General features: G+C 61.1%; 18 protein-coding genes. 7 read left to right on the top strand and 11 right to left on the bottom strand.

Features of this window, described 5'->3' with window-relative positions; all coding sequences use genetic code 11:
- Positions 1 to 12: 12 nt before the first annotated feature.
- Entirely contained in the window at positions 13 to 972 is a 960-nt protein-coding gene (gene ubiA / locus THS5294_RS00840) for a 4-hydroxybenzoate octaprenyltransferase (RefSeq protein WP_058122233.1), read from the bottom strand.
- Between the two features lie 13 nt (positions 973 to 985).
- Here ubiA and THS5294_RS00835 point away from each other — a divergent pair, with 13 nt between their 5' ends.
- The 4 genes from THS5294_RS00835 (at position 986) to THS5294_RS00820 (ending at position 4,238) form a co-directional block, all read left to right on the top strand.
- Positions 986 to 1,711, top strand: a complete 726-nt coding sequence (locus THS5294_RS00835) for a 16S rRNA (uracil(1498)-N(3))-methyltransferase (RefSeq protein WP_058122232.1) — start codon at positions 986 to 988, stop codon at positions 1,709 to 1,711.
- A complete protein-coding gene (locus THS5294_RS00830) occupies positions 1,708 to 2,274 on the top strand; it encodes a hypothetical protein (protein ID WP_058122231.1) in 567 nt (188 codons plus the stop codon). Before THS5294_RS00835 ends, THS5294_RS00830 begins: the two co-directional genes overlap by 4 nt.
- Positions 2,271 to 2,801, top strand: a complete 531-nt coding sequence (locus tag THS5294_RS00825; RefSeq protein WP_058122230.1) for a hypothetical protein — start codon at positions 2,271 to 2,273, stop codon at positions 2,799 to 2,801. The genes THS5294_RS00830 and THS5294_RS00825 overlap by 4 nt, the downstream gene beginning before the upstream one ends.
- A gap of 66 nt (positions 2,802 to 2,867) precedes the next feature.
- Positions 2,868 to 4,238: a glutamate--cysteine ligase gene (locus tag THS5294_RS00820; RefSeq protein WP_058122229.1), complete on the top strand. Its 1,371-nt coding sequence runs from the start codon at positions 2,868 to 2,870 to the stop codon at positions 4,236 to 4,238.
- Here the strand turns inward: THS5294_RS00820 and THS5294_RS00815 are convergent, their stop codons facing one another.
- Entirely contained in the window at positions 4,239 to 5,114 is an 876-nt protein-coding gene (locus THS5294_RS00815; RefSeq protein ID WP_058122228.1) for a flagellar motor protein MotB, read from the bottom strand. It lies immediately after the preceding gene.
- 84 nt (positions 5,115 to 5,198) lie between these two features.
- Between THS5294_RS00815 and THS5294_RS00810 the strand changes: the two genes are divergently transcribed.
- Positions 5,199 to 6,653, top strand: coding sequence for an alpha/beta fold hydrolase (locus THS5294_RS00810; RefSeq protein ID WP_058122227.1), 1,455 nt, complete (start codon positions 5,199 to 5,201; stop codon positions 6,651 to 6,653).
- Here the strand turns inward: THS5294_RS00810 and THS5294_RS00805 are convergent.
- The 3 genes from THS5294_RS00805 to THS5294_RS00795 are packed head-to-tail and all read right to left on the bottom strand — an operon-like array spanning position 6,650 to position 10,723.
- Entirely contained in the window at positions 6,650 to 7,690 is a 1,041-nt protein-coding gene (locus tag THS5294_RS00805; protein ID WP_058122226.1) for a lipocalin-like domain-containing protein, read from the bottom strand. The genes THS5294_RS00810 and THS5294_RS00805 overlap by 4 nt on opposite strands.
- Entirely contained in the window at positions 7,680 to 10,064 is a 2,385-nt protein-coding gene (locus tag THS5294_RS00800; RefSeq protein WP_370736561.1) for an FtsX-like permease family protein, read from the bottom strand. The genes THS5294_RS00805 and THS5294_RS00800 overlap by 11 nt, the downstream gene beginning before the upstream one ends.
- On the bottom strand, positions 10,064 to 10,723 hold the full coding sequence (locus tag THS5294_RS00795; RefSeq protein ID WP_058122224.1) for an ABC transporter ATP-binding protein: 660 nt from the start codon (positions 10,721 to 10,723) through the stop codon (positions 10,064 to 10,066). Before THS5294_RS00795 ends, THS5294_RS00800 begins: the two co-directional genes overlap by 1 nt.
- Positions 10,724 to 10,813: 90 nt before the next feature.
- On the opposite strand from THS5294_RS00795, the gene betC reads away from it, so the two are divergent.
- Both betC and THS5294_RS00785 read left to right on the top strand, forming a co-directional pair.
- Positions 10,814 to 12,322 (top strand): choline-sulfatase, encoded by a 1,509-nt coding sequence (gene betC, locus THS5294_RS00790; RefSeq protein WP_058122223.1) that lies wholly within the window; start codon positions 10,814 to 10,816, stop codon positions 12,320 to 12,322.
- A gap of 99 nt (positions 12,323 to 12,421) precedes the next feature.
- On the top strand, positions 12,422 to 14,833 hold the full coding sequence (locus THS5294_RS00785; RefSeq protein ID WP_058122222.1) for a GcvT family protein: 2,412 nt from the start codon (positions 12,422 to 12,424) through the stop codon (positions 14,831 to 14,833).
- 73 nt (positions 14,834 to 14,906) lie between these two features.
- Here the strand turns inward: THS5294_RS00785 and cysG are convergent, their stop codons facing one another.
- The 6 genes from cysG to THS5294_RS00755 form a co-directional block, all read right to left on the bottom strand.
- The gene (gene cysG / locus THS5294_RS00780; RefSeq protein WP_058122221.1) at positions 14,907 to 16,298 is read right to left on the bottom strand and encodes a siroheme synthase CysG; all 1,392 of its coding nucleotides are present in this window, start codon (positions 16,296 to 16,298) and stop codon (positions 14,907 to 14,909) included.
- Positions 16,295 to 17,230: a glycosyl transferase family protein gene (locus THS5294_RS00775; RefSeq protein WP_058122220.1), complete on the bottom strand. Its 936-nt coding sequence runs from the start codon at positions 17,228 to 17,230 to the stop codon at positions 16,295 to 16,297. The genes cysG and THS5294_RS00775 overlap by 4 nt, the downstream gene beginning before the upstream one ends.
- The gene (locus THS5294_RS00770) at positions 17,227 to 19,806 is read right to left on the bottom strand and encodes a nitrate reductase (protein WP_058122219.1); all 2,580 of its coding nucleotides are present in this window, start codon (positions 19,804 to 19,806) and stop codon (positions 17,227 to 17,229) included. Before THS5294_RS00770 ends, THS5294_RS00775 begins: the two co-directional genes overlap by 4 nt.
- A complete protein-coding gene (gene nirD, locus THS5294_RS00765; RefSeq protein WP_058122218.1) occupies positions 19,803 to 20,144 on the bottom strand; it encodes a nitrite reductase small subunit NirD in 342 nt (113 codons plus the stop codon). Before nirD ends, THS5294_RS00770 begins: the two co-directional genes overlap by 4 nt.
- Entirely contained in the window at positions 20,141 to 22,579 is a 2,439-nt protein-coding gene (nirB, locus tag THS5294_RS00760) for a nitrite reductase large subunit NirB (RefSeq protein ID WP_058122217.1), read from the bottom strand. Before nirB ends, nirD begins: the two co-directional genes overlap by 4 nt.
- A gap of 75 nt (positions 22,580 to 22,654) precedes the next feature.
- Positions 22,655 to 23,858, bottom strand: a 1,204-nt coding sequence (locus tag THS5294_RS00755; protein ID WP_058122216.1) for a nitrate ABC transporter ATP-binding protein, incomplete at its 5' end; no start/stop codon positions are given.

The raw sequence follows: 23,858 nt of genomic DNA, 5'->3' as shown, positions 1-23,858 counted from the left end.
AGCGCACTGCAATCACAGGAACACGGCTGCGGCGAAAAACAGCGCAGGGATCAGGCCCGCATCGCGATTGCTGCGAAAGATGCGCAAACAATTGGCAGGGTCCGTGATATCCAGCCGCCCCAGCTGCCACGCCATATGCCAGCCAAACCCCCAAACACCCCCCAGCGCCAGCACAAGACCCAGCACATTAGCTGTCGGCGCCAGCGCCATGATCACCGCAGCCCCCATCAGGAGAACCGTCAAAACAAGGAAAAACCGCAGCCACTTGGGTGAGTTGTCCGCAAAAAGCCGCGCGGTGGATTTCACCCCGATCAGCGCGTCATCCTCACTGTCTTGGTGCGCGTAGATCGTGTCATAAAACAGCGTCCACGCGATGCCCGACAGGTACAGCAGGATCGGCACCCACCCCACGCTGCCCGTGTGTGCCGCCCACGCTAGCAACGCGCCCCAGTTAAACGCCACGCCCAAAAACACCTGCGGCCACCACGTAAACCGTTTTGCGAACGGATAAATCGCCACAGGGGCCAAGGCCAAAACGCCCAGCGCAATCGCCGTTAGGTTAAACGTGACCAAAATACAGAATGAGATCAGGCACTGCACAACCGCCCACAAAAGCGCCCCTTTGACCGTCAACTGCCCGGACGGAATGGGCCTCGACCGGGTGCGCGCAACTTTGCCGTCGATATCGCGGTCTGTGATGTCATTCCACGTACATCCCGCCCCACGCATCAAAAACGCGCCAATCGCACAACCCAGCACAATCCACAGATCAAACCACCGCGGTCCGTGGGTCGCCGCAGCCAAGGCCACGCCCCACCAGCATGGCAATAACAACAGCCATGTCCCAATGGGACGGTCCGCCCGAGACAGCCGCAGATAGGGTCGCGTCCACGCCGGGGCACGGGTATCAACCCAGTTGCCCTTGACGGCATCGGCAACCTGCTCTTGAGGTGGGGGCGCAATCTGAGACATCGGGGAGCCTTTCATGGCGCAAAGCAAAGTCAGGGTGTTTGTAGACCAGCCCTTGGGGGAGGCGCAAACAGTCGCGGTCTCCGCGGATCAGGCGCATTACCTTTTTGGGGTGATGCGGCTCAGCGTGGGCGATGTGATCACCGTGTTCAACGGGGCTGATGGCGCGTGGGCTGCCGAAATCGTGGACGCGGCCAAGCGCCGGGGTATGCTTTTGTGCAAGGAGCAAACCGCGCCGCAGCACATGCCCCCGGACCTGTGGCTGTTGTTCGCGCCGATCAAAAAGGCGCGCACCGATTTCATCGTGGAAAAGGCGGCAGAATTGGGCGCTGCCCGGATTTGTCCGGTGCAAACACGCTTCACCAATTCCGAGCGTATCCGCCAAGACCGCCTGCAGGCCCACGCGATTGAGGCCGCCGAGCAATGCGGCGGGACTTTCGTGCCGCAAGTCAGCGCTTTGGAAAAGCTGGACACGGTTCTGGCGAAGTGGCCCGAGGATCGGCAATTGGTGTTCTGCGACGAAAGCCTTGTGGGCACGGCATCGTCACTCGCGGCCGTGCGCCAAGGCCCCGCCGCCATCTTGATCGGGCCAGAGGGCGGTTTTTCACCAGAGGAACGCACCCGGCTACGCGCCGCACCCTTTGCCACCTCGATCAGCCTTGGCCCCCGCATTTTGCGCGCAGACACGGCGGCAGTTGCGGCCCTGACCTTGTGGCAAACCACCGTCGGAGATTGGGCGTGAGCGTGCAATTGCACCTGTTCTACGCCAGCCAAACACCTGCGGCCCTGATCCTACGCCAAGCGCAGGGCCCCCTATGGCGGCTGATCGGCTGGGATAGGGCGACGGATACCCTGTCACCGGGGCAATGGATGCAGCACGACATCCTTGTTGATCGCTGCGCGCTTTCGCCTGATGGGTTGCATTTCCTGTATTTCGCGGTTGATGAGCAGTGGGATCGGCCAGCCAAGGGCGCCTATACCGTGCTCAGTGCCGTGCCCAATTTCGACGCGCTCGCGCTATATCCCCAAGGCGATGTACAGGGCGGCGGCGGGTATTTCGTGGATAACACGCACTACGTGATCCAAAGCCCAACCGGCACGCCCGATCTGGTCGGCAAAGCACCCGGCCTTAAACGGGTCAATTCCATGAGCGGGGCAGCCATGACACCACGTGCCGCGCGCGGGTTTGGCAAACGGCGCAATGTCACAGCCCCCAGCCCCCAAAACTACACAACTGAAGGCGGCAAATTGTTTGCCCCGGATGGACGCATGATCGTAGATCTCACACAGATGGAGACCCCATGAGCTGGCTCCGCCCCGAAGCCGTTGCGCGCCTGAAACAATGGCGCGAAACGATGATTGGCACCGCTGTCACCTGCGTAGGCGGTTGGATCGCGCTCACGTCCTTTGGGCTGGGCGTATTGGCGGGCGGGGTCATTGCCCTGATCGGCGCGTCACTCATTTTCACGGGCACACGCCACGCATTATTCCGCACCGACGCCGAGGCACCGGGCATCGTTGAGGTGACCGAAGGGCGGATCACCTACCTTGGCCCACTTGCTGGCGGAACAGTCGCGCTCGCGGATTTGCGTGAGGTCAGTTTTACCCGAACGCATGATGGCAACACGTTTTGGCAGCTCACCAGCCATGAACCCCAGCCCCTGATCATCCCTGCGGGCGCGTCGGGCGTTGACGTCCTGCTGGATACGTTCACCGCACTGCCGCAGTTCGACACCGGGTTGATGGTCCGCGCTGTGCAATCACGCACACCGACCGCGCGCACAATTTGGCACCATCCTGCGCATGCCCGCACGCTCAAGCCCTTGACTTGACCCGCCAGAGCGCTCAGTCGTGGCCCACTCCGCTCCGGCGGGACAGCTACCCTTTCGGAGACGCATATGTCCATTCCCCAGTCCGGCGGCGCGCCGATCACTCACCACGACCAGCTCGCACAATATCTTGCGGACGGGTGCAAACCCAAAGAAGACTGGCGGATTGGCACCGAACACGAGAAATTCGGTTATTGCAAAGACAGCCTCAAGCCGCTGCCCTACGACGGTGATCGTTCCATCAAGGCGGTGCTCGAAGGACTGCAACACCGCTACGGCTGGGCCCCGGTTTTTGAAGGCCCCCATATTATCGGCCTCGAAAAAGACGGCGCGAACGTCAGCCTTGAACCCGGCGGCGCGCTAGAACTTTCTGGTGCCCCCCTCGAGACGATCCACCAGACATGCGATGAGGTGAACACCCACCTGGCCGAGGTCAAGGACATCGCCGATGAGATCGGCGTTGGCTTCATCGGCTTGGGCGCCGCCCCGATTTGGTCGCACGAAGAAATGCCCTTGATGCCCAAAGGGCGTTACAAATTGATGAACGCCTACATGGAGCGCGTCGGCACCGCCGGGACATCCATGATGCGGCGGACCTGCACCGTGCAAGTGAACCTCGATTTCGAGTCTGAGGCTGACATGGTGAAAAAGATGCGTGTGGCGATCGCGCTTCAGCCCGCGGCCGTCGCCTTGTTCGCGAACTCACCGTTCTTTGAGGGCACGCTGAACGGCCATAAATCGTGGCGTTCCCGCATTTGGCGGCATCTGGACGACGCCCGTACCGGCATGATCCCGTTCGTGTTTGACGAAGGTTTCGGGTTTGAGGCGTGGGTGCAATACGCGCTCGATGTGCCGATGTATTTTGTTTACCGCGATGGCGAATATATTGACGCACTCGGCATGTCGTTCCGCGATTTTCTTAAGGGTGAGCTGCCTGCTCTGCCCGGAGAAAAACCCCTGATGAGCGATTGGGCAGACCACCTGACAACCTGTTTCCCCGAAGCGCGGTTGAAGAAATTCATCGAAATGCGGGGGGCCGATGGTGGCCCATGGCGGCGGCTTTGTGCCCTGCCCGCGTTTTGGGTTGGGCTGACATATGACCAAGGCGCGCTGGATGCCGCGTGGGATTTGGTCAAAGATTGGGATGCCGAAACACGCGAAGAATTGCGCGTCGCCGCCTCAATCCATGGCCTTCAAGCCGAGGTAAACGGCCTGCGGATGATCGATATCGCGCGCGAAGCCGTCGCAATCTCTGAGGCTGGCCTAAAAGCCCGCGCCCGTCCTGGTGTTGGCGGGCTTGTCCCGGATGAGACCCACTTCCTCAATGCCCTCAAGGAATCCATTGAGACCGGCAAAGTCCCCGCTGATGAACTGGTGGATGATTACAACGGTCGCTGGAACGGGGATTTGACCCGTATCTTCGCCGATCACGCCTACTGATCAGCGTCGCCCCGATCCCGCACGCGGGTTTGTGCGTAGAAACACGACCTCTAGCCGGTTGTTGCGATAATCCATGGGCCGTTCAGTCTTGGGGCTACGATCAGCATGTCCCGTGACACGCTGAATGCGCCGACCTTCGAACCCTGCCTCGATCAGCAGCATCCGCATCCTGTTTGCGCGGCTGCTCGACAGATCCCATGAGATGTCACGTGCCTCAACAATGGGGCGCGCGCGGGTGTAGCCTTCGATGGCCGCACTGTTGGACACAATCGTCGCCACGCGATTTATCATCTGCGCAAGCGCAACCAGTTGCGGCTTTGGCGTATCGCTGCCCGGCTCAAACAAACGGTTGTCGGGCAAGTCAAAAATCTCAACCACCAGCCCCTCATCCGTAAGCCGCGTTTGTACGTGCGTCAGGGCTAATTCCTCGACCAGACTATCCCCCCCCAACCCCAACAGGGTACTTTCAGCCGCAGCCAACTCCTCTTCTTCCTTTGCGGCCGCTTCTTCGGCCTCCGCTAGGGCCTGCATCGTGCCTGCCGTCCCAAATGCCTGCTGCACGACGCCCTGATCCTTGCCAATCCCGCCCACGCCATCACGCGCCAAGGTTTCTTGCGAAAACGCACTGGAGCCCCCCATCGCGCCATCCCCACCCCCAGATATCCGCGCAATCGGGATTTCCGGGCTGAAATAGTCCGCAAGGCCCTTGCGCTGGTTCTCTGTGGTGGCATTAAGCAGCCACATCAGCATGAAAAACGCCATCATTGCGGTCACGAAATCCGCATAGGCAACCTTCCACGCGCCCCCATGGTGCCCCCCACCACTGATGACTTTCTTGCGCTTAATGATGATGGGGCGTTCGAAATCGTTGGACATAGCACTCACAGAGGTTTCGCTTTGCCAAAGGCGTAACAACACTAGATGAACACTCGATTAATCGTGCCACCGAAAGCCACAAATATGCGCCTGTTAACCACGTTGGTTGCTCTTTTTGCCCTCACAATTGGGGTCTTTCAGCTTGAGCAAGAGCGCGCGGACATCCCCCGCCAAACCGCGCAAGTGGGCACAACGCCGGTCACAATTTACGGCGCGGGTCCTGGCCCCGCTGTCGTGATTGCCCACGGTTTTGCAGGGTCCCGCCAGTTGATGGAAGGCTACGCATTAACGCTCGCGCGCGCGGGATATTACGCCGTCAGCTTCGATTTTGAGGGGCATGGCCGTAACCCGATCCCGATGTCCGGCGACGTGACCCAAATCGATGGCACGACCCGATTATTAATGGATGAAACCCGCCGCGTGATCGACTTTGCACGCACGCTACCGGGGGTGGATGGGCGCATCGCGCTGCTTGGACATTCCATGGCCACAGACGTCATCACCCGTGTCGCAGTTGCGGATAACATCCCAACAGTTGTAGGCATTTCCATGTTTTCAGAGGCCGTTTCCAGCACCGAACCCGCACGCCTTTTGATGATATCCGGCCAAGCCGAGGGGCATCTGCGCGACGCAGCCCTCAACGCCGTATCGCTCATCGGCACAGGCGATGAGGGCCAGACTGTGACCCAAGGTTCAACCATTCGGCGCGCCGTCGTGGCACCGGGGGTAGAGCATGTCGGTGTCCTTTATTCACAAACCGCAAAGCGCGAAGCACTCGCGTGGATCAACGCTGCATTTAACCGCGAAATCACCCCACCAGTCGCAGCGACCGGCGCGTGGATTTTGCTCACGCTTGCGGGCATCGTCGCATTGGGCTGGCCATTGGCCCGCGCCGTGCCCCACGGCGCAGCACCGCCCGCCGTTCCCGCCCGCACATTCTGGCTCGCAACGCTGGTGCCGGCGCTCGTCACGCCGCTCATCCTCGCGCCGTTCGAGTTGCATTTTCTACCCGTGTTGGTCGCCGATTACCTTGCCGTACATGCTGCCGTTTACGGTCTTTTGACACTCGCCATACTGCGCATGGGCGGTGTTCGGCTAACAGGCGTGCGCATGCTGCCCTTTGCCCTTTTGCTGCTCTGGGGGCTGGTCCTTTTTGGCGGCTTTCTTGACCGCTATGTCGCAAGCTTTTTTCCAACGGGCCCGCGCGTCGCGATCATCGCGGCGATCAGTTTCGGCACAATCCTCGCGCTATTGGCTGAGGCCACGCTCACCCAAGCCGGAAACGCATCATTTACGCGCAAAACCGCCGCACGGATCAGCTTTCTTGGCTCGCTCGCGATTGCTACGGCCCTCGATTTTGAGCGTCTCTTTTTTCTGCTACTTATCCTGCCGCTCATCGGATTGTTCTACGCGAGCTTTGGCGTGATGGGCGGCTGGGTTGGCCGCCGCAGCGGCGCGGTCGTGGCTGTGGGGGCGGGCCTCGGCCTGTGCCTTGGCTGGGCGCTAGGCGTCAGCTTTCCGATGTTTGACGCGGGCTAGTAGCCTGTCATTTCTAGATATCCGCGGCCCTGATGCGTCCCGGCGGCGGTCACTGGCCCCTCCCAATAGGGAAACAGCGTCGCCTGCCAACTGTCATCATTAATCGCACGTGTCGTGATATCCAGCCCTTGGGATGGCAGCTCAACACGCCAATCCACAGGCACATCACGGCCCGCAACTTTCGCAGTACGAATAGGCGTCAGGCGCAGATCATTTGACGGCACCACCGCGCCATCTGGCGTGATCCAACTGGCATAGGTGAACGATATGCCCGCCTCATCCCGAAGGCCAAAGCCCATCAGCCGCTCGCCCCCCTCAAAGTGCAGGGAAAACCAATCCCAACCGAGTTGCCCCGCATCAAGCGGCTGCGACGACCACTCCCGGTCGAGCCAGCCCTGCCCTGTGACCGCCACCTCACCATCCGGCAGGTTCAACACACCGCTGACCTCATAAAAGGGCTGCGAATAATAGTAACTGGCCTGCCCGCTGTTAGATTTCACCGAAAATCCGTTGTCGCCATGAAATACAAACGGCCCCGTCGCGGTGAGGTCGAGTGCATAGGTCGCACCCTCCAGCGTTGCCGTCAGGTGCAACGCATCCAGCGCGTCGCCGGTCGCAGCGCGGCTTTGCATGGTCCAATCATCTATCCAAGCGACAAAAGGCGCGGGCGTGACACCCGCCTGCCCGATCCCGCCACGCGCCAAACGCTCGCCCGTGAAATGCGCCTTGGGCGTGGTGATCCCGGCGTGGCCCATCCAGACCTGCACGTCCCCTTCGGGCCGCAAAGCGGAGCGGAACAGCGTCCATTGCACGCCGTAGGTTTCGCCGTCTGCGCCCTCTAGCACGGCCGTCAGGTACCACCACTCGATGCGGAATTCGGGGTGTGGGCCATGATCTTGGGGGAATGTGAAACTGGGCGCGGGCGTTGGCAGCGCATACCCCTCAGCATCTTGGCCAAGGCCGGCAAACCCCTGCGCCGACGCGATCATGGGCATGCAGATCAGCCAAAGGGCCGCGCATATGGCTCTAACGGGCATGGGCAAATACCTTCAACAATTCGGACGGAGGCAGTTTTGCAATGCTGCGCATCGGCAAGGCGGCAGCAAGGGCCGCACCCACCAGCGCCCACAGCAACAGCTGCGCCCAATCCCACGGAAACACCTGCATCGGAAGGCGCCAACCAAACGCCTCAACATTCACAATCGCCAGCAACACCCACGCAAGCCCTAATCCGACCGGCACCGCCAGAACCGCCGTCAACAGCGCAAGCACAAGCGCGCGCCCCATTTCCAGCGTCGCAAGGTGGCGGCGGGTTAGTCCCAGCGCCCAAACCGGCGCAAGCTGCGGCAATCGCATCGTGGCAACCGTCGTCAAAGACGCCCAAAGCGCAAACCCCGCAACCCCAAGCGTCAGCACATTAAGCGCACGGGTCACGAGGAAGGTCTGTTCAAACACCTCAAGGGAGAACGCCTTGACCTCCTCTTGGTTGATCGTGTTGTCGGGCGGCAGGCCAAAATCCATGACGATCCGATCGCGCAAGGCGGCAGGGGCATCCGCGCTGATCGCAAAACGCAGAGGTGATATGTCCGGAAAGCGGGCCGAGAACGTATCATAGCCGATGATCGCCTGCCCCGCCGGATTGCCGTAGTCGGAATAGACGCCCACGATCTGCATACGCCAATCGGGGGCCAGCGTCAGGGTCGCCCCAGTCCAAAGGTCGTCGCGGCGCGCCAGCTGTTCGTTCACCAACACACCCGTACCCGCAGCGACCCGGTCCCAGACGTCAGGGGCACCTTCCAGAAGGGGCCAGTGATCACGGTAGGTCGCGTGGTCTTTGATGCCGAACACCTCACCAGGGGTGCCGCCGAGGGTGATATCAGCAGAGATGATCGGCAAAATGGCGTGGACATCATCTGCGACAAAATCCTGAAACGCGGCGGCCTCGGCGGGGGTGCGTGTGGTAACATAGAGATCAGAGGCCAGCCGTTGGTCGAGCCAGCCAATGAACGTGCCCCGAAAGGACCCGACCATGGTCGACACCCCCACGTTCGCCGAAAGCGCGAGCAAAAGCGCCATCAACGCAAGCGAAAGTGCTGGAATTTGCTGTCGCGTGTCCGCCCAGACCCAGCGGGTCACGACCCCTGTGCCAAAGCGTGACAGGCCCCTGATGATCAGGGTCAAAGCCGTCGGTACCAAAAGAGCCGCCCCCAACAAAAGCGCCGCAAGACACGCGAACCCCGCGACCAGACCATCCCCCGCAACGCCCAGTATCAACGCCGCAGTAAGTAAGCCGAGGCCCCCGAACGCCTGTATCCTTGCGGTGCGCGCATTGGCCCGCGCCCACGCGCGCGGCATCGCCGGTGCCAAAATGGGCAGGCGTGAGAGCTGCCAAAGGCTGCTGCCCGCAGCCGCCGCAGCCCCGATGTAGGCCATGACAAATCCTGTCAGCCACCAGATCGGGCTCAGGCTTAGGCTACCAGACACCGACGCGCCATAAAGCCCCGACAGGGTCGCCGCGACACCCGGCAACAGTGCCGCTGCTACCACGTAGCCCAGCACAATCCCAAGGCTGCCGCCTACGGTCGCGAGGACAAACGCCTCAGCGGCCAGCAACCCCACAAGTGCGCGCTGCGGCAGACCCAAGGCACGCAAGGTCCGAAACAGCACCCGCCGCTGTTCAAACGCAAGGCCAATGGCCGCGTGCACGATGAACAGCCCCACTGCAAACGAGAGCAACCCAAACGCCGTCAGGTTCAGGTGAAAACTATCCGTAAGACGCGCGATGTCGGAACCCTCACTCGGTGCGCTCAGCATATAGCTGGCGTCCAGATCGGACAGCGGCGTGCGACCCTGCGGTTGGTTTTCGAGCACAATGATCGACGAAAGCGTATCGCTCCGCAAAAGCTGCATTGCGATGCTCAGGTCAGTCACCAGCCGCCCCGGCGCAATCGTATCCAGAACGCGGGCGGGCGGCAGCCCATCAGGCAGTCGACCCACCGTTTCGGGATGGACGAACACAACACCGGGCGGCACCAAAAACGCGCTCAAATCACCTGCGCCCCTTAGGTCTGGCACTGCGGCCCCTTGGGGGGCGGTGAACGGATCAAAGCCCAGCACCTCTAGCCCCGTGCCGCGCAAACCGCCCTGCGCTATGGGCGACACAAGCCACCCCGCCCGACGCAGCGCCACAAAATCCGCCAACCGCAACGGCCCATCCGCGCGGGTGATCTGTTGCAGGTTGGTCTGGCCCAGCGCGCTCGCAGCCCGGTCATAGCTGACCCGCGCCTCGGCGTTGATGGCCTGCACCCCGGTCCACAACCCGGTGGCCAGCGCCAAGCCGATGATCACCACCAGCAGCTGCAACCGATGCCGCGCCCAATGCGACCACAGCGCCTGCGCGCCCGCCCGGATCACGCGATCACACCTGCACGCAGTCCGACCTGACGGTCCAGCCGCGCCGCCAGCCGCATCGAATGCGTGACCATCAACAGACCCGCCCCAGTCTCCGAGACAAGCTCTAGCAAGAGATCCATCACCGCATCGCCTGTTGCCTCATCTAGGTTGCCGGTGGGTTCATCCGCCAACACCAGTTCGGACTTTGCGGCCAAGGTTCGTCCAATGGCAACCCGCTGCTGTTGGCCGCCGGATAGCTGCTCGGGGAAGCGGGACAAAAGCGCGCTTAGGCCCAAACGCTCCGCGAGGTGGGCGGTCCATGCCGCATCATGGCGCCCAGACAGACGCGCATGAAATGCCAGATTGGCCGCCACATCCAACGATGGGATCAGGTTGAACTGTTGAAATACGACCCCAACCGTGCCCCGCCGCAGCGCCGCGCGCCCCGGATCATCCAGACCTGCGATATCCGTACCCGCAATGCGGATGTGCCCCGCATCGGGCACGTCCAATCCACCGATCAAATACAGCAACGTCGATTTGCCCGAACCGCTTTCCCCGGTCAGGGCAAGGCTGGTACCCGCCGTCAACGACAGCGACACCCCCCGCAAAACTTGCAAGGGGCCTTCACCCGTTTCGAAACTTTTGGAGACATCGGTCGCGTGCAGTAATTCCATGACCGTCAGGTAGACCCCCAGGCCCGACGTTCAACACCAATTGACGCCGCACCTTCCGCCCCCTAGCGATGATCCCAAAGGGAGGCAGACATGACACAGCCAAATATTCTGATCTTCATGGTGGACCAACTCAACGGAACGCTGTTTCCCGATGGCCCTGCCGAATGGCTACACGCCCCCAACCTCAAGCGGTTGGCCGAACGCTCGGTCCGGTTTGCCAACGCCTACACCGCCTCACCGCTGTGCGCGCCCGCGCGGGCCAGCTTTATGTCCGGGCAACTGCCATCCCTGACGCGGGTCTATGACAACGCCGCCGAATTCAGCGCGGAAATCCCGACCTATGCGCACCATTTGCGCCGTGCGGGATACCAAACCTGCCTCTCGGGCAAGATGCATTTTGTCGGCCCCGACCAGTTGCACGGCTTTGAAGAACGCCTCACCACCGATATCTATCCCGCCGATTTCGGCTGGACCCCCGACTACCGCAAACCCGGGGAACGGATCGACTGGTGGTATCACAACATGGGGTCTGTCACCGGCGCAGGGGTGGCCGAAATCTCGAACCAACTGGAATATGACGACGATGTTGCGTTTCAAGCGACGCAAAAGGTCTATGAATATGCCCGTGGGGCGGATGCACGGCCTTGGTGCCTGACGGTCAGCTTTACGCACCCCCACGATCCTTATGTCGCCCGCAAGAAATACTGGGACCTCTATGAGGATTGCGAACACCTCCTGCCCGAAGTGCGCGATCTGGGCTATGACAACCAAGACCCCCATTCCCAACGTATCTTTGACGCGAACGACTGGCGCAGCTTTGATCTGTCGGAGGACAACATCAAACGCTCCCGCCGTGCGTATTTCGCCAATATCTCCTATCTCGACGACAAAATCGGAGAGGTACTAGAGGCCCTCGAAGGCACCCGCCAAGAGGCCGTGATCCTATTTGTCTCAGACCACGGAGACATGCTGGGTGAGCGGGGTCTGTGGTTCAAAATGTCCTTCTTTGAAGGGTCCGCCCGCGTGCCATTGATGCTGTGCGCACCCGGCATCGCGCCCCGCACCGTGACCGAGCCGATGTCGACCATCGACCTCTGCCCGACCTTGTGTGACTTGGCGGGGGTTTCGATGGATGAGGTCGCGCCTTGGACCGAAGGCACATCGCTTTTGCCCTTCGCCCGAGGCGAGATCCGCACCGCCCCCATTGCGATGGAATACGCGGCAGAGGCCAGCTATGCCCCGATGGTCGCCCTACGCTATGGGCAATGGAAATACACCCGCTGCACGTTGGACCCAGAGCAATTGTTCAACCTTGATGACGACCCACATGAGTTGACCAACCTTGCCGATGCCCCTGCCCACCAAGGCACGCTGACCTCACTGCGGCACAAGTCCGAGGCGCGCTGGGACCTTGCGCGTTTTGATGCCGAAGTCCGCGCCAGCCAAGCCCGGCGTTGGGTCGTCTATGAAGCCCTGCGCGAGGGTGGCTATTATCCGTGGGACTACCAGCCGCTGCGCCGCGCATCCGAGCGGTATATGCGCAACCACATGGACCTGAACGACGTAGAGGAGTCCAAGCGGTTCCCCCGCGGGGAGTAGCCTAAAGCGCTTCATGTTAAGAATAGGCAAGGATATGTCGCAAACGCGCGTGTGAGCCCCAACAGGCCCCCGTAATTAAGGGCCCAAAGGGAGAATTCTATGCGCACCCATGCCCAAGCAGTTGTCATCGGGGGCGGCGTTATCGGCTGCTCTATCCTCTATCACCTTGCCAAACTGGGCTGGACCGACAGCGTGCTATTGGAGCGCGATGAGCTGACCTCTGGCTCAACATGGCACGCGGCAGCCAACATCCACGGCCTGCACGACAACACCAACATCACGCGCATCCAGAACTACACGATGGACCTGTATAACGCGCTAGAAGCCGAAACCGGCCAATCATGCGGCGTGTTCCAGCCCGGATCGTTGTATCTGGCCCAGACCGAGGCGCGCGAACACCAGCTGCGCCTGCAAGCGGCCAAAGCGAAATACTACGGCCTGCAATTCCACGAAGTCACCCGTGATGAGGCCGAGCGCCTGCACCCGCTGGTCAACTATGACGGCATTCGTTGCATCATGTTCGAACCCTCCGGCGGGAACGTGGACCCCTCGGGCGTGACCAACGCCTACGCCACCGGCGCGCGGCAAATGGGAGCCGAGATCCTGCGCTTTACGCCCGTCACAGGCACTGAGCAGCAGCCAGACGGCACTTGGATTGTGCGCACACCAAAGGGTGATATTCGCACCGAATGGGTTGTGAACGCGGCCGGTCTTTGGGGCCGTGAGGTTGGCAAACTGGCGGGCCTTGATCTGCCCCTGCAACCGACTGAGCACCAGTATTTCGTGACCGAAACGATCCCGCAAATCGCGGGCATGGACAAACGTCTGCCATCGGTTGCCGACCGTGACGGCGAATACTACCTCCGCCAAGAGGGTCAGGGCCTTTTGGTCGGCGCTTATGAGCGCGACCTGAAATTCTGGGCCGAAGATGGCACACCCCAAGACTTTGGCCACGACCTGTTTGATGGCGACCTCGACCGGATCGAAGACAACATCATGCGCGCGATCGACCGCGTCCCCGTGGTGGGTGAGGCCGGGATCAAGCGGATCATCAATGGCCCGATGATCTGGTCCCCCGATAGTAACGTGCTGTTTGGCCCCGTGCCCGAACTGCGCAACTACTTCTGCTGCAACGGGATTATCCCCGGGTTTTCGCAGTCAGGTGGCATGGGCCTGATGGCGGCCGAATGGATCACCCGCGGCGAAAGCAGCTATGACATGTTCGCGTGGGACGTGGCCCGCTTTGGGGACTGGGCCGATGCGGCCTTCACCAAGGCCCGTGTGGGCGATCAATACGCGCACCGCTTCTCGATCCACTTCCCCAACGAAGAACGGGAGGCAGGCCGCCCCGTGCGCACCCGCCCCGTCTATGAAATGCAAAAAGACCTCGGCGGCGTCTTTGGCCTGAACTACGGCTGGGAACATCCCGCATGGTTTGCGGACACGCCGGGCACCAAGGACACGAACGGTTTCACCCGCCAAAACTGGTGGGGACCCGTGGGCGACGAATGCCGCATGCTGCGCGACCACGCCGGCATCATCGACATCTCAAACTTCGCCAAATATTCGGTGCGGGGTGCAGGGGCCTCGGACTGGTTGGACGCGATTTTCGCCAACAAGATGCCCCGCGCCGTGGGCCGGTCCTGCCTGACACCTCTGATCGGGGTGAACGGCGGCATCGCAGGTGATTTCACCGTGACCAAGCTGGGCGAGGAAGACTTCCTCATCATCGGGTCTGGTGCGGCGGAGCGGTATCATCAGCGGTTCTTTAACGCGGTTGAGCGCCCCGAAACGGTCGCGTTCGAAAGCCAAACCCAAGCCATGTGCGGCTTTAACGTGGCAGGCCCCAAAAGCCGTGACTTGCTTGCGCGGCTCACGAACGCGGACCTCTCAACCGAGGCGTTCCCCTTCATGCGGTCCGCGCGGATCACATTGGGCGGGATCGATCTGGTCGCCCTGCGGGTCAGCTTTACTGGCGATCTGGGCTGGGAATTGCACTGCCGGACTGAGGATCAAGTGGCCCTTTACACCGCGCTCTTGGATGCCGGGCGCGAGCTGGGCGCAGGCCCCGTCGGCAGCCGTGCCCTGATGTCACTGCGCATCGAAAAGGGCTACGGGTCTTGGAGCCGCGAATACTCCCCCGAGTATTGGCCACAGGAAGTCGGGTTCGAACGTCTGTGCAAGCTGGACAAGGATTTCCTCAACAAGGACGCCTACGTCGCGCTCAAGGACAACCCCGCGCGTGAGATGCTTTCGATCATCGAGGTGCTTGACGTCACGGACGCGGACGCCACTGGTGGAGAGCCTATTTTCCTCCCCGATGGGACGCCCGTGGGCCGCGTCACATCCGGCACCTATGGCTATACGGTCGAAAAATCTCTGGCGCTTGGGTTCCTCAAGGGTGTTGAGCCGGGCGCGGAGGTCGATGTGATGATCTTGGGCAAACCCCACCGCGGCATCGTGCTGGCCGAGCCGCCCTTTGACCCCGCAGGTGCGCGCCTGCGCGCCTAGGCCACCCGGTTCCCGCCGCGCGTTTGAACCCGCGCGGCGGACATTTTGATCGTTTGGAACCAGCGCATGACGGCTATTCAGCCGCCTGAAGCGGCACAACGTTTTCGGCATAGGCAGTCTTGGGCAACCGCAAAAAGATCACCGCGCCGTTTGTAACGTTGTGCGCCTCTAGCGCCTTGGTCAGCGTCGTCGCGGTGCAATCAAACCGCTGCTCATTGGCCCTTTGTGCGTCCGCGACGACCGACACTTGGATCAAATCGCGCCGTGGAACCCCATGTAACGCGGCCTCAATGTCGGGGGCTGCCCGCACACCCATATAAACCGCGACGCACGTGCCGGGCCGCAGCAGCGGCAGCCAGTCTGGTGCGACAGCCCCATCCGCCAAATGACCCGTCGCGAACACAACCGTATCCACGTCATCGCGTGAGGTCAGGACCGTCCCGCCAGAGGCCGCCGCCCCACTGGCAGCCGTAACCCCGGGCACAATTTCCAACGGCAAGCCTGCGTTCTTTACGGCGGCGATCTCCTCGGCTGCGCGACCAAAAATGCCGGGATCCCCAGCCTTAAGCCGCACAACGCGCTGTCCCTGCCGGGCTGCGGCCACAAGTCTGGCGGTGATTTTCGCTTGGGGCCATGCGTGACATCCGGGGTGCTTGCCAACGTACACACGCTCCGCATCGCGGCGGGCCAGTTCCAACACCTCTGGGTCAATCAAGCGGTCGTAGAAAATGATATCCGCCTCCTGAAGGCGCTGCACACCGCGCAGCGTAATCAAGTCCTTGCTGCCCGGCCCTGCCCCGACCAGCGCCACGCTGCCGCCGGTCTCTGCGTGGATATTGCCGGTCTGGATCGCGTCCTTGATCAGGCGCGCGGCCTCCCGCTCTGCGCCCCGGCCAAAGGCCTCACGCGGGGTGCCCGTAAACACCCAGCGCCACAAATCGCGCCGGGCACGGGGGCCAAGCCGGGCCGCTGCAGCCCCCCGCAAGCGTCCTGCAAGCGAGGCCAAATCGCCTAGGCCCGGCTCTAGCATCTGCTCCATCCGGGTCTTGATCTGGCGAGCCAAAACCGGCGCTGTGCCCTCGGTGCCGATGGCCACGACAACCGGATCACGGTCCACGATAGAGGGGGTAATTGCATCACATAGCTCTGGCTGATCGACCACATTAACCGTCGCACCCGCGATCTTGGCCAAATCATGCAACGCGGCATCCATCCCAGGGCAACCCGTCGCGATGAAACACAACGCAGTGTCCGCAAAACTGGCCGGGGTGATTGGCCCCGCGCGTTGAACAACCCGGCCCTGTGCCGCGAGTTCGGCCAATTCCGGCTCTAGTTGCGGGGCGAGCACCTCGATCACCGCTTCGGTTTTCAGCATCAATCGCGTTTTCTGCGCGGCCTGTTCGCCGCCCCCCACGATCACAACGCGGCGTCCCGCCATCTGAAGAAACATCGGAAAGGTTTTCATGCGTGCACCTTTTGTTGAACGTTGCGATTGCTCCAAAGGTCTTGGGCCAAGTCTTGGCATTCCTTGAGAGTGGCCTCAGCGCGAAGCCCCCAAAGCGCGAGCGCAGCCGTCCCTGTCACAGTCGCCTGTGCCTGCGCGCTCTGGAGGTCACCCCGCCAAAGGGTTCCAATATTCAGTGTCATTTCCGGATCATGCAGACGGCGTGGTTGCGCCAAAAGCGCGGGCGCTGTCGCCTGTGCGTGCACCCCATCGCGCAACCCAAATAGCGCAATATCCTTGGTTGGGTTACGCTCAAACTCACCACCCCCGCCTTTGATGATCACAAGGTCTTTCTGACCCAACATCTCGGCGGCGCAGGCCTGAAGGCTGCGGTAGGACGGGTGAAACACCCCCTGCACCGACACACGCGCCTGCGACGGGTTCCACATCCGCAACACGGTGTTCCAGCATGAGCGTAGCCCAAAAGCATCGCGTAGCCGCAGGATGCGAAACGCCTCGGGGCAAAGCGTTTCAAGGGGGCTGTAACGCACCAGTGGGCCTGCGTGCTCCAATGCCTCCCGCACGCTTGCATCAGGCATTTGATGCGAATTCCAACCGTGCATAGACACCGAATATCCAGCCTGTGCGACCAAGCGCGCGGCTAGCAAAAACAAGGGCGCGCCACGGGTCCGGCCCGCAGCATAGCTGGGCCAATCAAGGTCCGCCGTTGGCAAGACCCCCGTGACATGATCCCGCAAAGCGGCCGTAAAACCCGCGATTTCTTCGGGCACTTCGCCCCTCAGCCGCAGCACCATCAACAAGGCACCGACCGCTTCGGGATCAGCCTGTCCACGCAAGATAATGGTCATGGCATCGTGGGCCTCTGACATCGTGAGGGGCCGTGCGCGCCCCTGCCCCCGGGCGACAATCCGAACGTAGGGTGCGATGCTCATTCGGCGGCCATCGGCAGGGCCGCCTCGTGCAAAAGGGCCGCCAACTCTGGCTTGCACGAACCGCAATTGGTGCCCGCACAGGTCTGCGCGCCCAAGGCTGCAACCGTCGTGGCCCCACCCTGTACCGCTGCCAAAAGCGTGTTGCGGCCCACGTCAAAACACCCGCACACGGTCGCACCCGGATCGAACTGCCCCGCCGCAGGACGCCCGGCCAAGACCCGAAGCGGGTCGGCCTGTGTGCCGATCAGGGCCACCACATGACTGCGCGCCAAGGCGATGGGCGCAGGACCTGCATAGAACACACCCACCAAGGTGCCCGATTGGGTGAACGAAATCGCCGTTGTACCCGCCTGAGCATCAGTCACGCTGGCCGCTGTCGCATCGGCGCAGCCGGTGACGCGGCGGGCGGTATCTTCCCAATTGAGGGGCAGGCAACGCCCCGCCAGTTCCACCTGCCATCCGGTTCGGGTACGGGCAACCGCGCTGTAAATCTCGCTTGGCTGCATCTCAGTGGTGCTGGCCGCAAACCCGTACCAAGCGGCTGCGAATTTGCGCAATTCCACTGCACCCGTTTTGGACGCAGGCTGGCCCGAGACCGGATCAACCTCCGGGCGGATCAGGCTGTTGATCATGCCACTCGGCGCCTTTTGACGGGTCCAATGCATTGGCGCAAACACCTGCCCCGGCGTGGCGCGCGGCGTGATCAATGCCCGTAGGATACCGTCGCCGCAGGTATTCTCAACGGCGACCAAATCCCCCTCGACCACATCGATCTGCGCTGCATCTGAGGGATGTATTTCAAGGTACGGCTCCGCAAGATGCGCCCCAAGGCGCGGGGCTTTGCCCGTGCGCGTCATGGTGTGCCATTGGTCCCGGTTGCGGCCCGTATTCAAGGAAAACTGAGGGTTTTGACTTAGTTTTGGGGCGGAAATGGGCAACATCTTGGCCTTGCCGTCGGCATGATAGAACCCGCCTTCTGCAAAGAACCTTGCACCATTGCGGGGCCATTGGGTCGGCAACAGGTTGGCGTAATCCACATCCGCAAAAACGCTCAGATCTAGGTCACGATGGAAACGCTGCGCGGCATCACCAAGGGCGATGTATTCGGCGAAAATCTCAGCGGGGCTGGTATAGTCAAACCCAGAAAACCCCATGCGCCGCGCAACATCGGCCACAATATCCCAATCGGGCCGACACTGTCCCGGCGTGGGCAAAAACGCGCGCTGGCGTGAAATCCGACGCTCCGAATTTGTGACGGTCCCGTCCTTTTCGCCCCACCCCGTCGCGGGCAGCAGCACGTCGGCCAGATCGCCCGTGTCCGTGCGGGCCATGATGTCCGAAACGGCCACAAACGGCACATTTGCGATGGCCTCCGCCACGCGGTTGGCATCGGGTAAAGACACGGCTGGGTTCGTGGACATGACCCACAACGCCTTGATCTCACCGCGCGCGCAGGCATCAAACAGATCGACCGCCTTAAGGCCCTGATGGTCGCTGATCGTTGGGCTGTTCCAAAACGTTTGAACCGCATCGCGGTGGGCGGCGTTGTCGAGATCGAGGTGGTTGGCGAGCATATTCGCCAAACCGCCAACCTCACGCCCGCCCATCGCATTGGGCTGGCCCGTCGCCGAAAGCGGGCCACAGCCGGGCTTGCCGATCCGACCCGTCGCAAGGTGGCAATTCAGGATCGCGTTTACCTTGTCGGAGCCGCAGGACGACTGGTTCACGCCCTGACTATAGAGCGTGACGACCTTTTCCGTGCCGGTCCACGCGGTATAAAACGCCTCCAGCTCCGCCGGGCTGAGGTCGGTGTCCGCAGGGTTGCTCAGCCGGGCGGTGGCCACGGCATCCTCATAGCCATTAATGTATGCATTAATGTATACATTATTTTGTGCGCCCTGATCGGCGATATGGGCGAGCAACCCGTTGAACAGCGCAATGTCCCCGTCGGGCGCGATGTTCAGGTGCATGTCGGAAAATTCAGAGGTCGCCGTGCGCCGCGGATCGATGTTGATGATCCGCAGATTTGGGCGCGTTTTCTTGGCCTCAATGATGCGCTGAAACAGCACTGGGTGGCACCACGCGAGGTTGGAGCCGACGAGCACGATCAGATCGGCCTCCTCCAGATCCTCATAGGTTTGCGGCACCGTGTCAGACCCAAACGCGCGCTTGTGTCCCGCAACCGAGGACGCCATGCACAGCCGGGAATTGGTGTCGATGTTGGCCGAGCCGATGTAGCCCTTCATCAGCTTATTCGCGACGTAGTAATCCTCGGTCAGCAATTGGCCCGACACATAGAACGCGACACTGTCGGAGCCATATGTGTCTATTGCGGCTGAGAATTTTTCGGCCACTTGACCCAGTGCGGTGTCCCAGCTTGCGGGCGCGTTATCCACCATCGGGGTCAGCAAGCGGCCCTCAAGGTCAATGGTTTCGCCGAGCGCAGAGCCCTTGGAGCACAGCCGCCCAAAGTTGGCCGGGTGGTCCGGATCACCCTGAATGGTGCCGTCTGGCGCGGCCAAAACCCCGCAGCCAACGCCGCAATAGGGACAGGTGGTGCGCGTGAGTTCGGTCATTCCGCGGCCACTTTCCGCGATCGCAGGAAGGTGGCATCGAGCAAGATGCGCCCCCCCTCAACCCGCGCAGGATAGGTCGCGACTTGCCCCTCATCCGCGCCCTGCGCTTGGCCCGTTTCCAGCGAGATGACCCAATTGTGCAATGGGCATGTCACAGCGCGTCCGTGCACTATGCCCTCGGCCAAAGGCCCTTTCTTGTGCGGGCATGCGTTGTCGAGCGCGAAAACCTCATCCGCACCAGTGCGGAACACCGCGACGCAGCCGTGGGCGGTTTTAACCATGCGCGCGCCGCGTTTCGGGACGTCATCAAGGGCGGCGATATCGATCCAGTTGCTCATTCCGCAGCCTCCAATGATAGGTCGGCAAGGGGCTGGTATTGTTGGGCTTTTGTTGCCGCATGCTCCGCCCAGGGGTCCTTACGATAGATCAATTGGCTGAGTTCGAACCGCTCAACCAAGGCTTGGCGGTTATCTAAATCATCCACGACCTGCGCGGTGATCCAGTCGAGGCCCACCTTGGCCATCCACTTGTAAATCCGATCCAGATACTTGGCACCCTCACGGTACAACTGCGTCACGGCGCAGATGACGTCGATCACCTCTTGCTCGGTCGCGACCTGAACCAACAGCTCGGTCTCTTTGACGTCCATGCCCGCCGCGCCGCCGATTGAGATTTGATAACCGCTATCAACGCAGACGACACCGATGTCCTTACACGTCGCCTCGGCACAATTTCGGGGGCAGCCAGATACGGCCAGTTTGAGTTTATGGGGTGTCCACGAACCCCACAGGATTTTTTCCAACTGGATGCCAAGGCCAGTCGAATCCTGTGTGCCAAAGCGGCAATGATCCGTGCCGACACAGGTTTTCACGGTGCGCAAACCCTTGGTATAGGCATGCCCCGACACCATGCCTGCGGCATTCAGATCAGCCCACATTGCAGGCAAATCTTCGCCGCGCACACCAAGCAGATCGATCCGCTGGCCACCCGTCACTTTGACTGTTGGGACATCGTATTTGTCTGCCGCATCAGCGATGGCACGCAATTCGGCGGGGGTTGTGATCCCGCCCCACATCCGAGGCACGACCGAAAACGTGCCATCTTTTTGGATGTTGGCGTGTTTACGTTCATTAATGAAACGTGATTGCGGGTCGTCGCGATATTCCAGCGGCCAATCTGCAAGCAGATAGAAGTTAAGCGCCGGGCGGCAGACATGGCATCCGCAGGGTGTTTTCCAACCACAGGCCTGCCACACGGCAGCCATGGAAGTCAGCTTTTGGGATTTGATCATGCGGCGCACGTCTTCATGGGTCATGTCGGTGCAGCCGCAAACCGTGGCGGCGGCAGGGGCTACGAAATCGTCACCCAATGTGACCGCAAGCACCTGCTCGACAAGCCCAGTGCAACTGCCGCAAGAGGCGGAGGCCTTGGTTGTGGCCTTGATGGCCCCTAAGTCGGTTGCGCCCGCTGTGATCGCATCTTCGATAGTTCCTTTGCACACGCCGTTGCAGCCACAAATCTCCGCATCACGCGGTAAGGCTGCAACGGCTGAGAGCGGGTCCACAGAGCCGCCTCCTTGAAACGCGGGGCCAAAAATGACAGTTTCGCGCATCTCTTCGATGTTGGTTTTGTCGCGGATAAGGCCAAAGAACCAATTGCTGTCGGCGGTGTCGCCGTACATGACGCAGCCGACCAGAATGTTGTTTTCAATGACCAAACGGCGATAGACACCGCGCGATGGGTCGCGAAAGACGATGTCTTCGCGACCTTCTCCATCGGCAAAGTCGCCCGCTGAAAACAGGTCACATCCTGTGACCTTTAGCTTGGTCGAGAGGTCCTTTTGCACGAACGCGGCCGGTTCGCCCAACAGCGTTGCTGCCGCCACCTTAGCCTGATCATACAGCGGCGCCACAAGGCCAAAAATCGCCCCGTCATGTTCCACACATTCACCAACGGCCAGCACATCGGGATCGGATGTGAGCATCTGATCGTCCACGTGAATGCCCCGACCCACAGCCAGCCCGGCGTCCTTGGCGAGCGCCACGTTGGGACGGATGCCGACAGCCATCACCAAGAGATCACAGGGAAGCTCAGTGCCGTCATCCAGCAACAGGGCGCGGACATGACCGTCTTGACCAAGTATCTCCTTGGAATTGGCGGCGCATTTAACGGTGATGCCTTTTTCGACCAGCGCTTTGCGCAGCAAGAAGCCTGCGGCCTCGTCCAGCTGACGCTCCATCAACCATGGCATGATATGCACCACGGTCACGTCGACCCCGCGTGCGGCCATGCCTGCGGCGGCCTCTAGACCCAAAAGCCCGCCACCGATAACAACCACCTTAGATCCTTGCCCCATGGCCATCATCTGCTCGGTGTCTTCCAGATCACGGTAGGCGATGACGCCCTTTAGATCATGGCCCGGAAGCGGGATCATGAAGGGATTGGAACCTGTGCCAAACACCAGTTTGTCGTAGGAGATAACCTCACCATTTTCCGCCGTCAGCGTCTTGGCTGCGCGGTCAATCTGGGCCACCCGTTCACCGAAACGGCAGGTGACATTGTGTGTGGCATAGAAGGCCGCGTCGTGGGTTACGATTTCTTCATAGGCCTTATCACCACTCAGAACCGGGCTGAGCATGATGCGGTTGTAGTTTCCGCGCGGCTCTGCGTTGAAGAGGGTGATATCGTAGGCAGAGGGCGCGGCCTCTACGAGGTGCTCAATCACACGGCCAGAGGCCATGCCCGCACCAATAATGACAAGTTTTTCAGTCATTTTTGCTTCCTTTTATGCGCCCGACGCGCGGTACGCGCAGGGCCAAAGACATGACAGGGCTGCAGGGGGCGAGGGTCACTCTGCCGCCACGGCCTTGGGTTTGTCTGACGTTTGGGATGCCGTTTTCGACGTGTTGCCGTGTTCATATTCCTCAAGGAAATCGAGAACTTCTTGGCGGTAAGTGTAATAATCGGGATGTTCCAACAGCGCCTTGCGGGTGCGTGGGCGCGGCAGGTTCACATCCGTTATTTTGCCAATGGTCGCTTGGGGTCCGTTGGTCATCATGACAACACGATCCGCGAGCAAGATGGCCTCATCCACGTCATGGGTCACGCAGATTGCGGTGACTTTGGTGCGCGACCAAACCTCCATCAGAACTTCTTGCAATTCCCATCGTGTGAGGCTGTCGAGCATGCCGAACGGCTCATCCAAGAGGAGCAGTTTGGGCGACAGCGCAAAGGCACGGGCGATCCCGACGCGTTGCTTCATACCGTTCGACAGGTCCGAGGCTTGCTTGTCCATACTGTCGGCAAGACCCACGCGTTCAAGATAGTATTCGACCACATCCTGACGCTCGGCCACCGAGGCCTTGGGGTAGACCTTGTCCACGCCGATTGCGACGTTTTCCTTGGCTGACAGCCATGGGAACAGGTTCGGCGACTGGAAGACCACGGCGCGTTCGGGGTCTGCGCCCTGCACGTCCCAGCCATCCAAACGGATGTTGCCCTTTGATATCGGGTTAAGACCTGCGGCCATGGTTAACACGGTTGATTTCCCGCAGCCTGAGTGCCCGATTAACGAGATAAACTCACCCTTTTTGACCTTCAGATCGAAATCCTCGACCACCGTCAGGGGGCCTTTGGGCGTGGGGTAAACCTTGTGCAATTCGCGGAAGGTTAGATACGCATCGTCCGGGCGAATGGATTGCGACGCCTCGGCGACGGCCTTGGGCACGCTGTGGATGGGCGTGACGTTGGGCAGTCGTTTCGTGCCCTCCACCTTCGCCTCAATCCCCGCGTCCATCAGGTAACGCGTCACGTCAGCGCGCAGTGTTTTGAAAGCCGCGTTATGGTTCATCTCCATCCGGTCGCGCGGGCGCGGCAGGCTGACGGGGAACTCTGCGCCGAGCGTCCCATCGGGGTTCAGTGCGATGATCCGATCCGCAAGAATGATCGCCTCATCCACGTCATTGGTGATGAGCACGCAGGTTTTTTTGTCTTTCTCCGGCTTTGTTGCACAAACCCGCTTGGGGACGTGTTTCCCCTGACCCCGGACGGAT

The sequence above is a fragment of the Thalassobacter stenotrophicus genome (genome assembly GCF_001458315.1).
Classification (GTDB): Bacteria; Pseudomonadota; Alphaproteobacteria; order Rhodobacterales; family Rhodobacteraceae; genus Thalassobacter; species Thalassobacter stenotrophicus.
The sequence above is the reverse complement of the archived record's forward strand: the minus strand, read 5'-3'. Positions and strand labels throughout refer to the sequence as shown.

What these genes read in the sequence shown, in the direction of transcription:
- ubiA (WP_058122233.1), bottom strand. Translation starts at nt 972, where the DNA reads ATGTCTCAGATTGCGCCCCCACCTCAAGAGCAGGTTGCCGATGCCGTC.
- THS5294_RS00835 (WP_058122232.1), top strand. Translation starts at nt 986, where the DNA reads ATGGCGCAAAGCAAAGTCAGGGTGTTTGTAGACCAGCCCTTGGGGGAG.
- THS5294_RS00825 (WP_058122230.1), top strand. Translation starts at nt 2,271, where the DNA reads ATGAGCTGGCTCCGCCCCGAAGCCGTTGCGCGCCTGAAACAATGGCGC.
- THS5294_RS00820 (WP_058122229.1), top strand. Translation starts at nt 2,868, where the DNA reads ATGTCCATTCCCCAGTCCGGCGGCGCGCCGATCACTCACCACGACCAG.
- THS5294_RS00815 (WP_058122228.1), bottom strand. Translation starts at nt 5,114, where the DNA reads ATGTCCAACGATTTCGAACGCCCCATCATCATTAAGCGCAAGAAAGTC.
- THS5294_RS00810 (WP_058122227.1), top strand. Translation starts at nt 5,199, where the DNA reads ATGCGCCTGTTAACCACGTTGGTTGCTCTTTTTGCCCTCACAATTGGG.
- THS5294_RS00805 (WP_058122226.1), bottom strand. Translation starts at nt 7,690, where the DNA reads ATGCCCGTTAGAGCCATATGCGCGGCCCTTTGGCTGATCTGCATGCCC.
- THS5294_RS00795 (WP_058122224.1), bottom strand. Translation starts at nt 10,723, where the DNA reads ATGGAATTACTGCACGCGACCGATGTCTCCAAAAGTTTCGAAACGGGT.
- betC (WP_058122223.1), top strand. Translation starts at nt 10,814, where the DNA reads ATGACACAGCCAAATATTCTGATCTTCATGGTGGACCAACTCAACGGA.
- THS5294_RS00785 (WP_058122222.1), top strand. Translation starts at nt 12,422, where the DNA reads ATGCGCACCCATGCCCAAGCAGTTGTCATCGGGGGCGGCGTTATCGGC.
- cysG (WP_058122221.1), bottom strand. Translation starts at nt 16,298, where the DNA reads ATGAAAACCTTTCCGATGTTTCTTCAGATGGCGGGACGCCGCGTTGTG.
- THS5294_RS00775 (WP_058122220.1), bottom strand. Translation starts at nt 17,230, where the DNA reads ATGAGCATCGCACCCTACGTTCGGATTGTCGCCCGGGGGCAGGGGCGC.
- THS5294_RS00770 (WP_058122219.1), bottom strand. Translation starts at nt 19,806, where the DNA reads ATGACCGAACTCACGCGCACCACCTGTCCCTATTGCGGCGTTGGCTGC.
- nirD (WP_058122218.1), bottom strand. Translation starts at nt 20,144, where the DNA reads ATGAGCAACTGGATCGATATCGCCGCCCTTGATGACGTCCCGAAACGC.
- nirB (WP_058122217.1), bottom strand. Translation starts at nt 22,579, where the DNA reads ATGACTGAAAAACTTGTCATTATTGGTGCGGGCATGGCCTCTGGCCGT.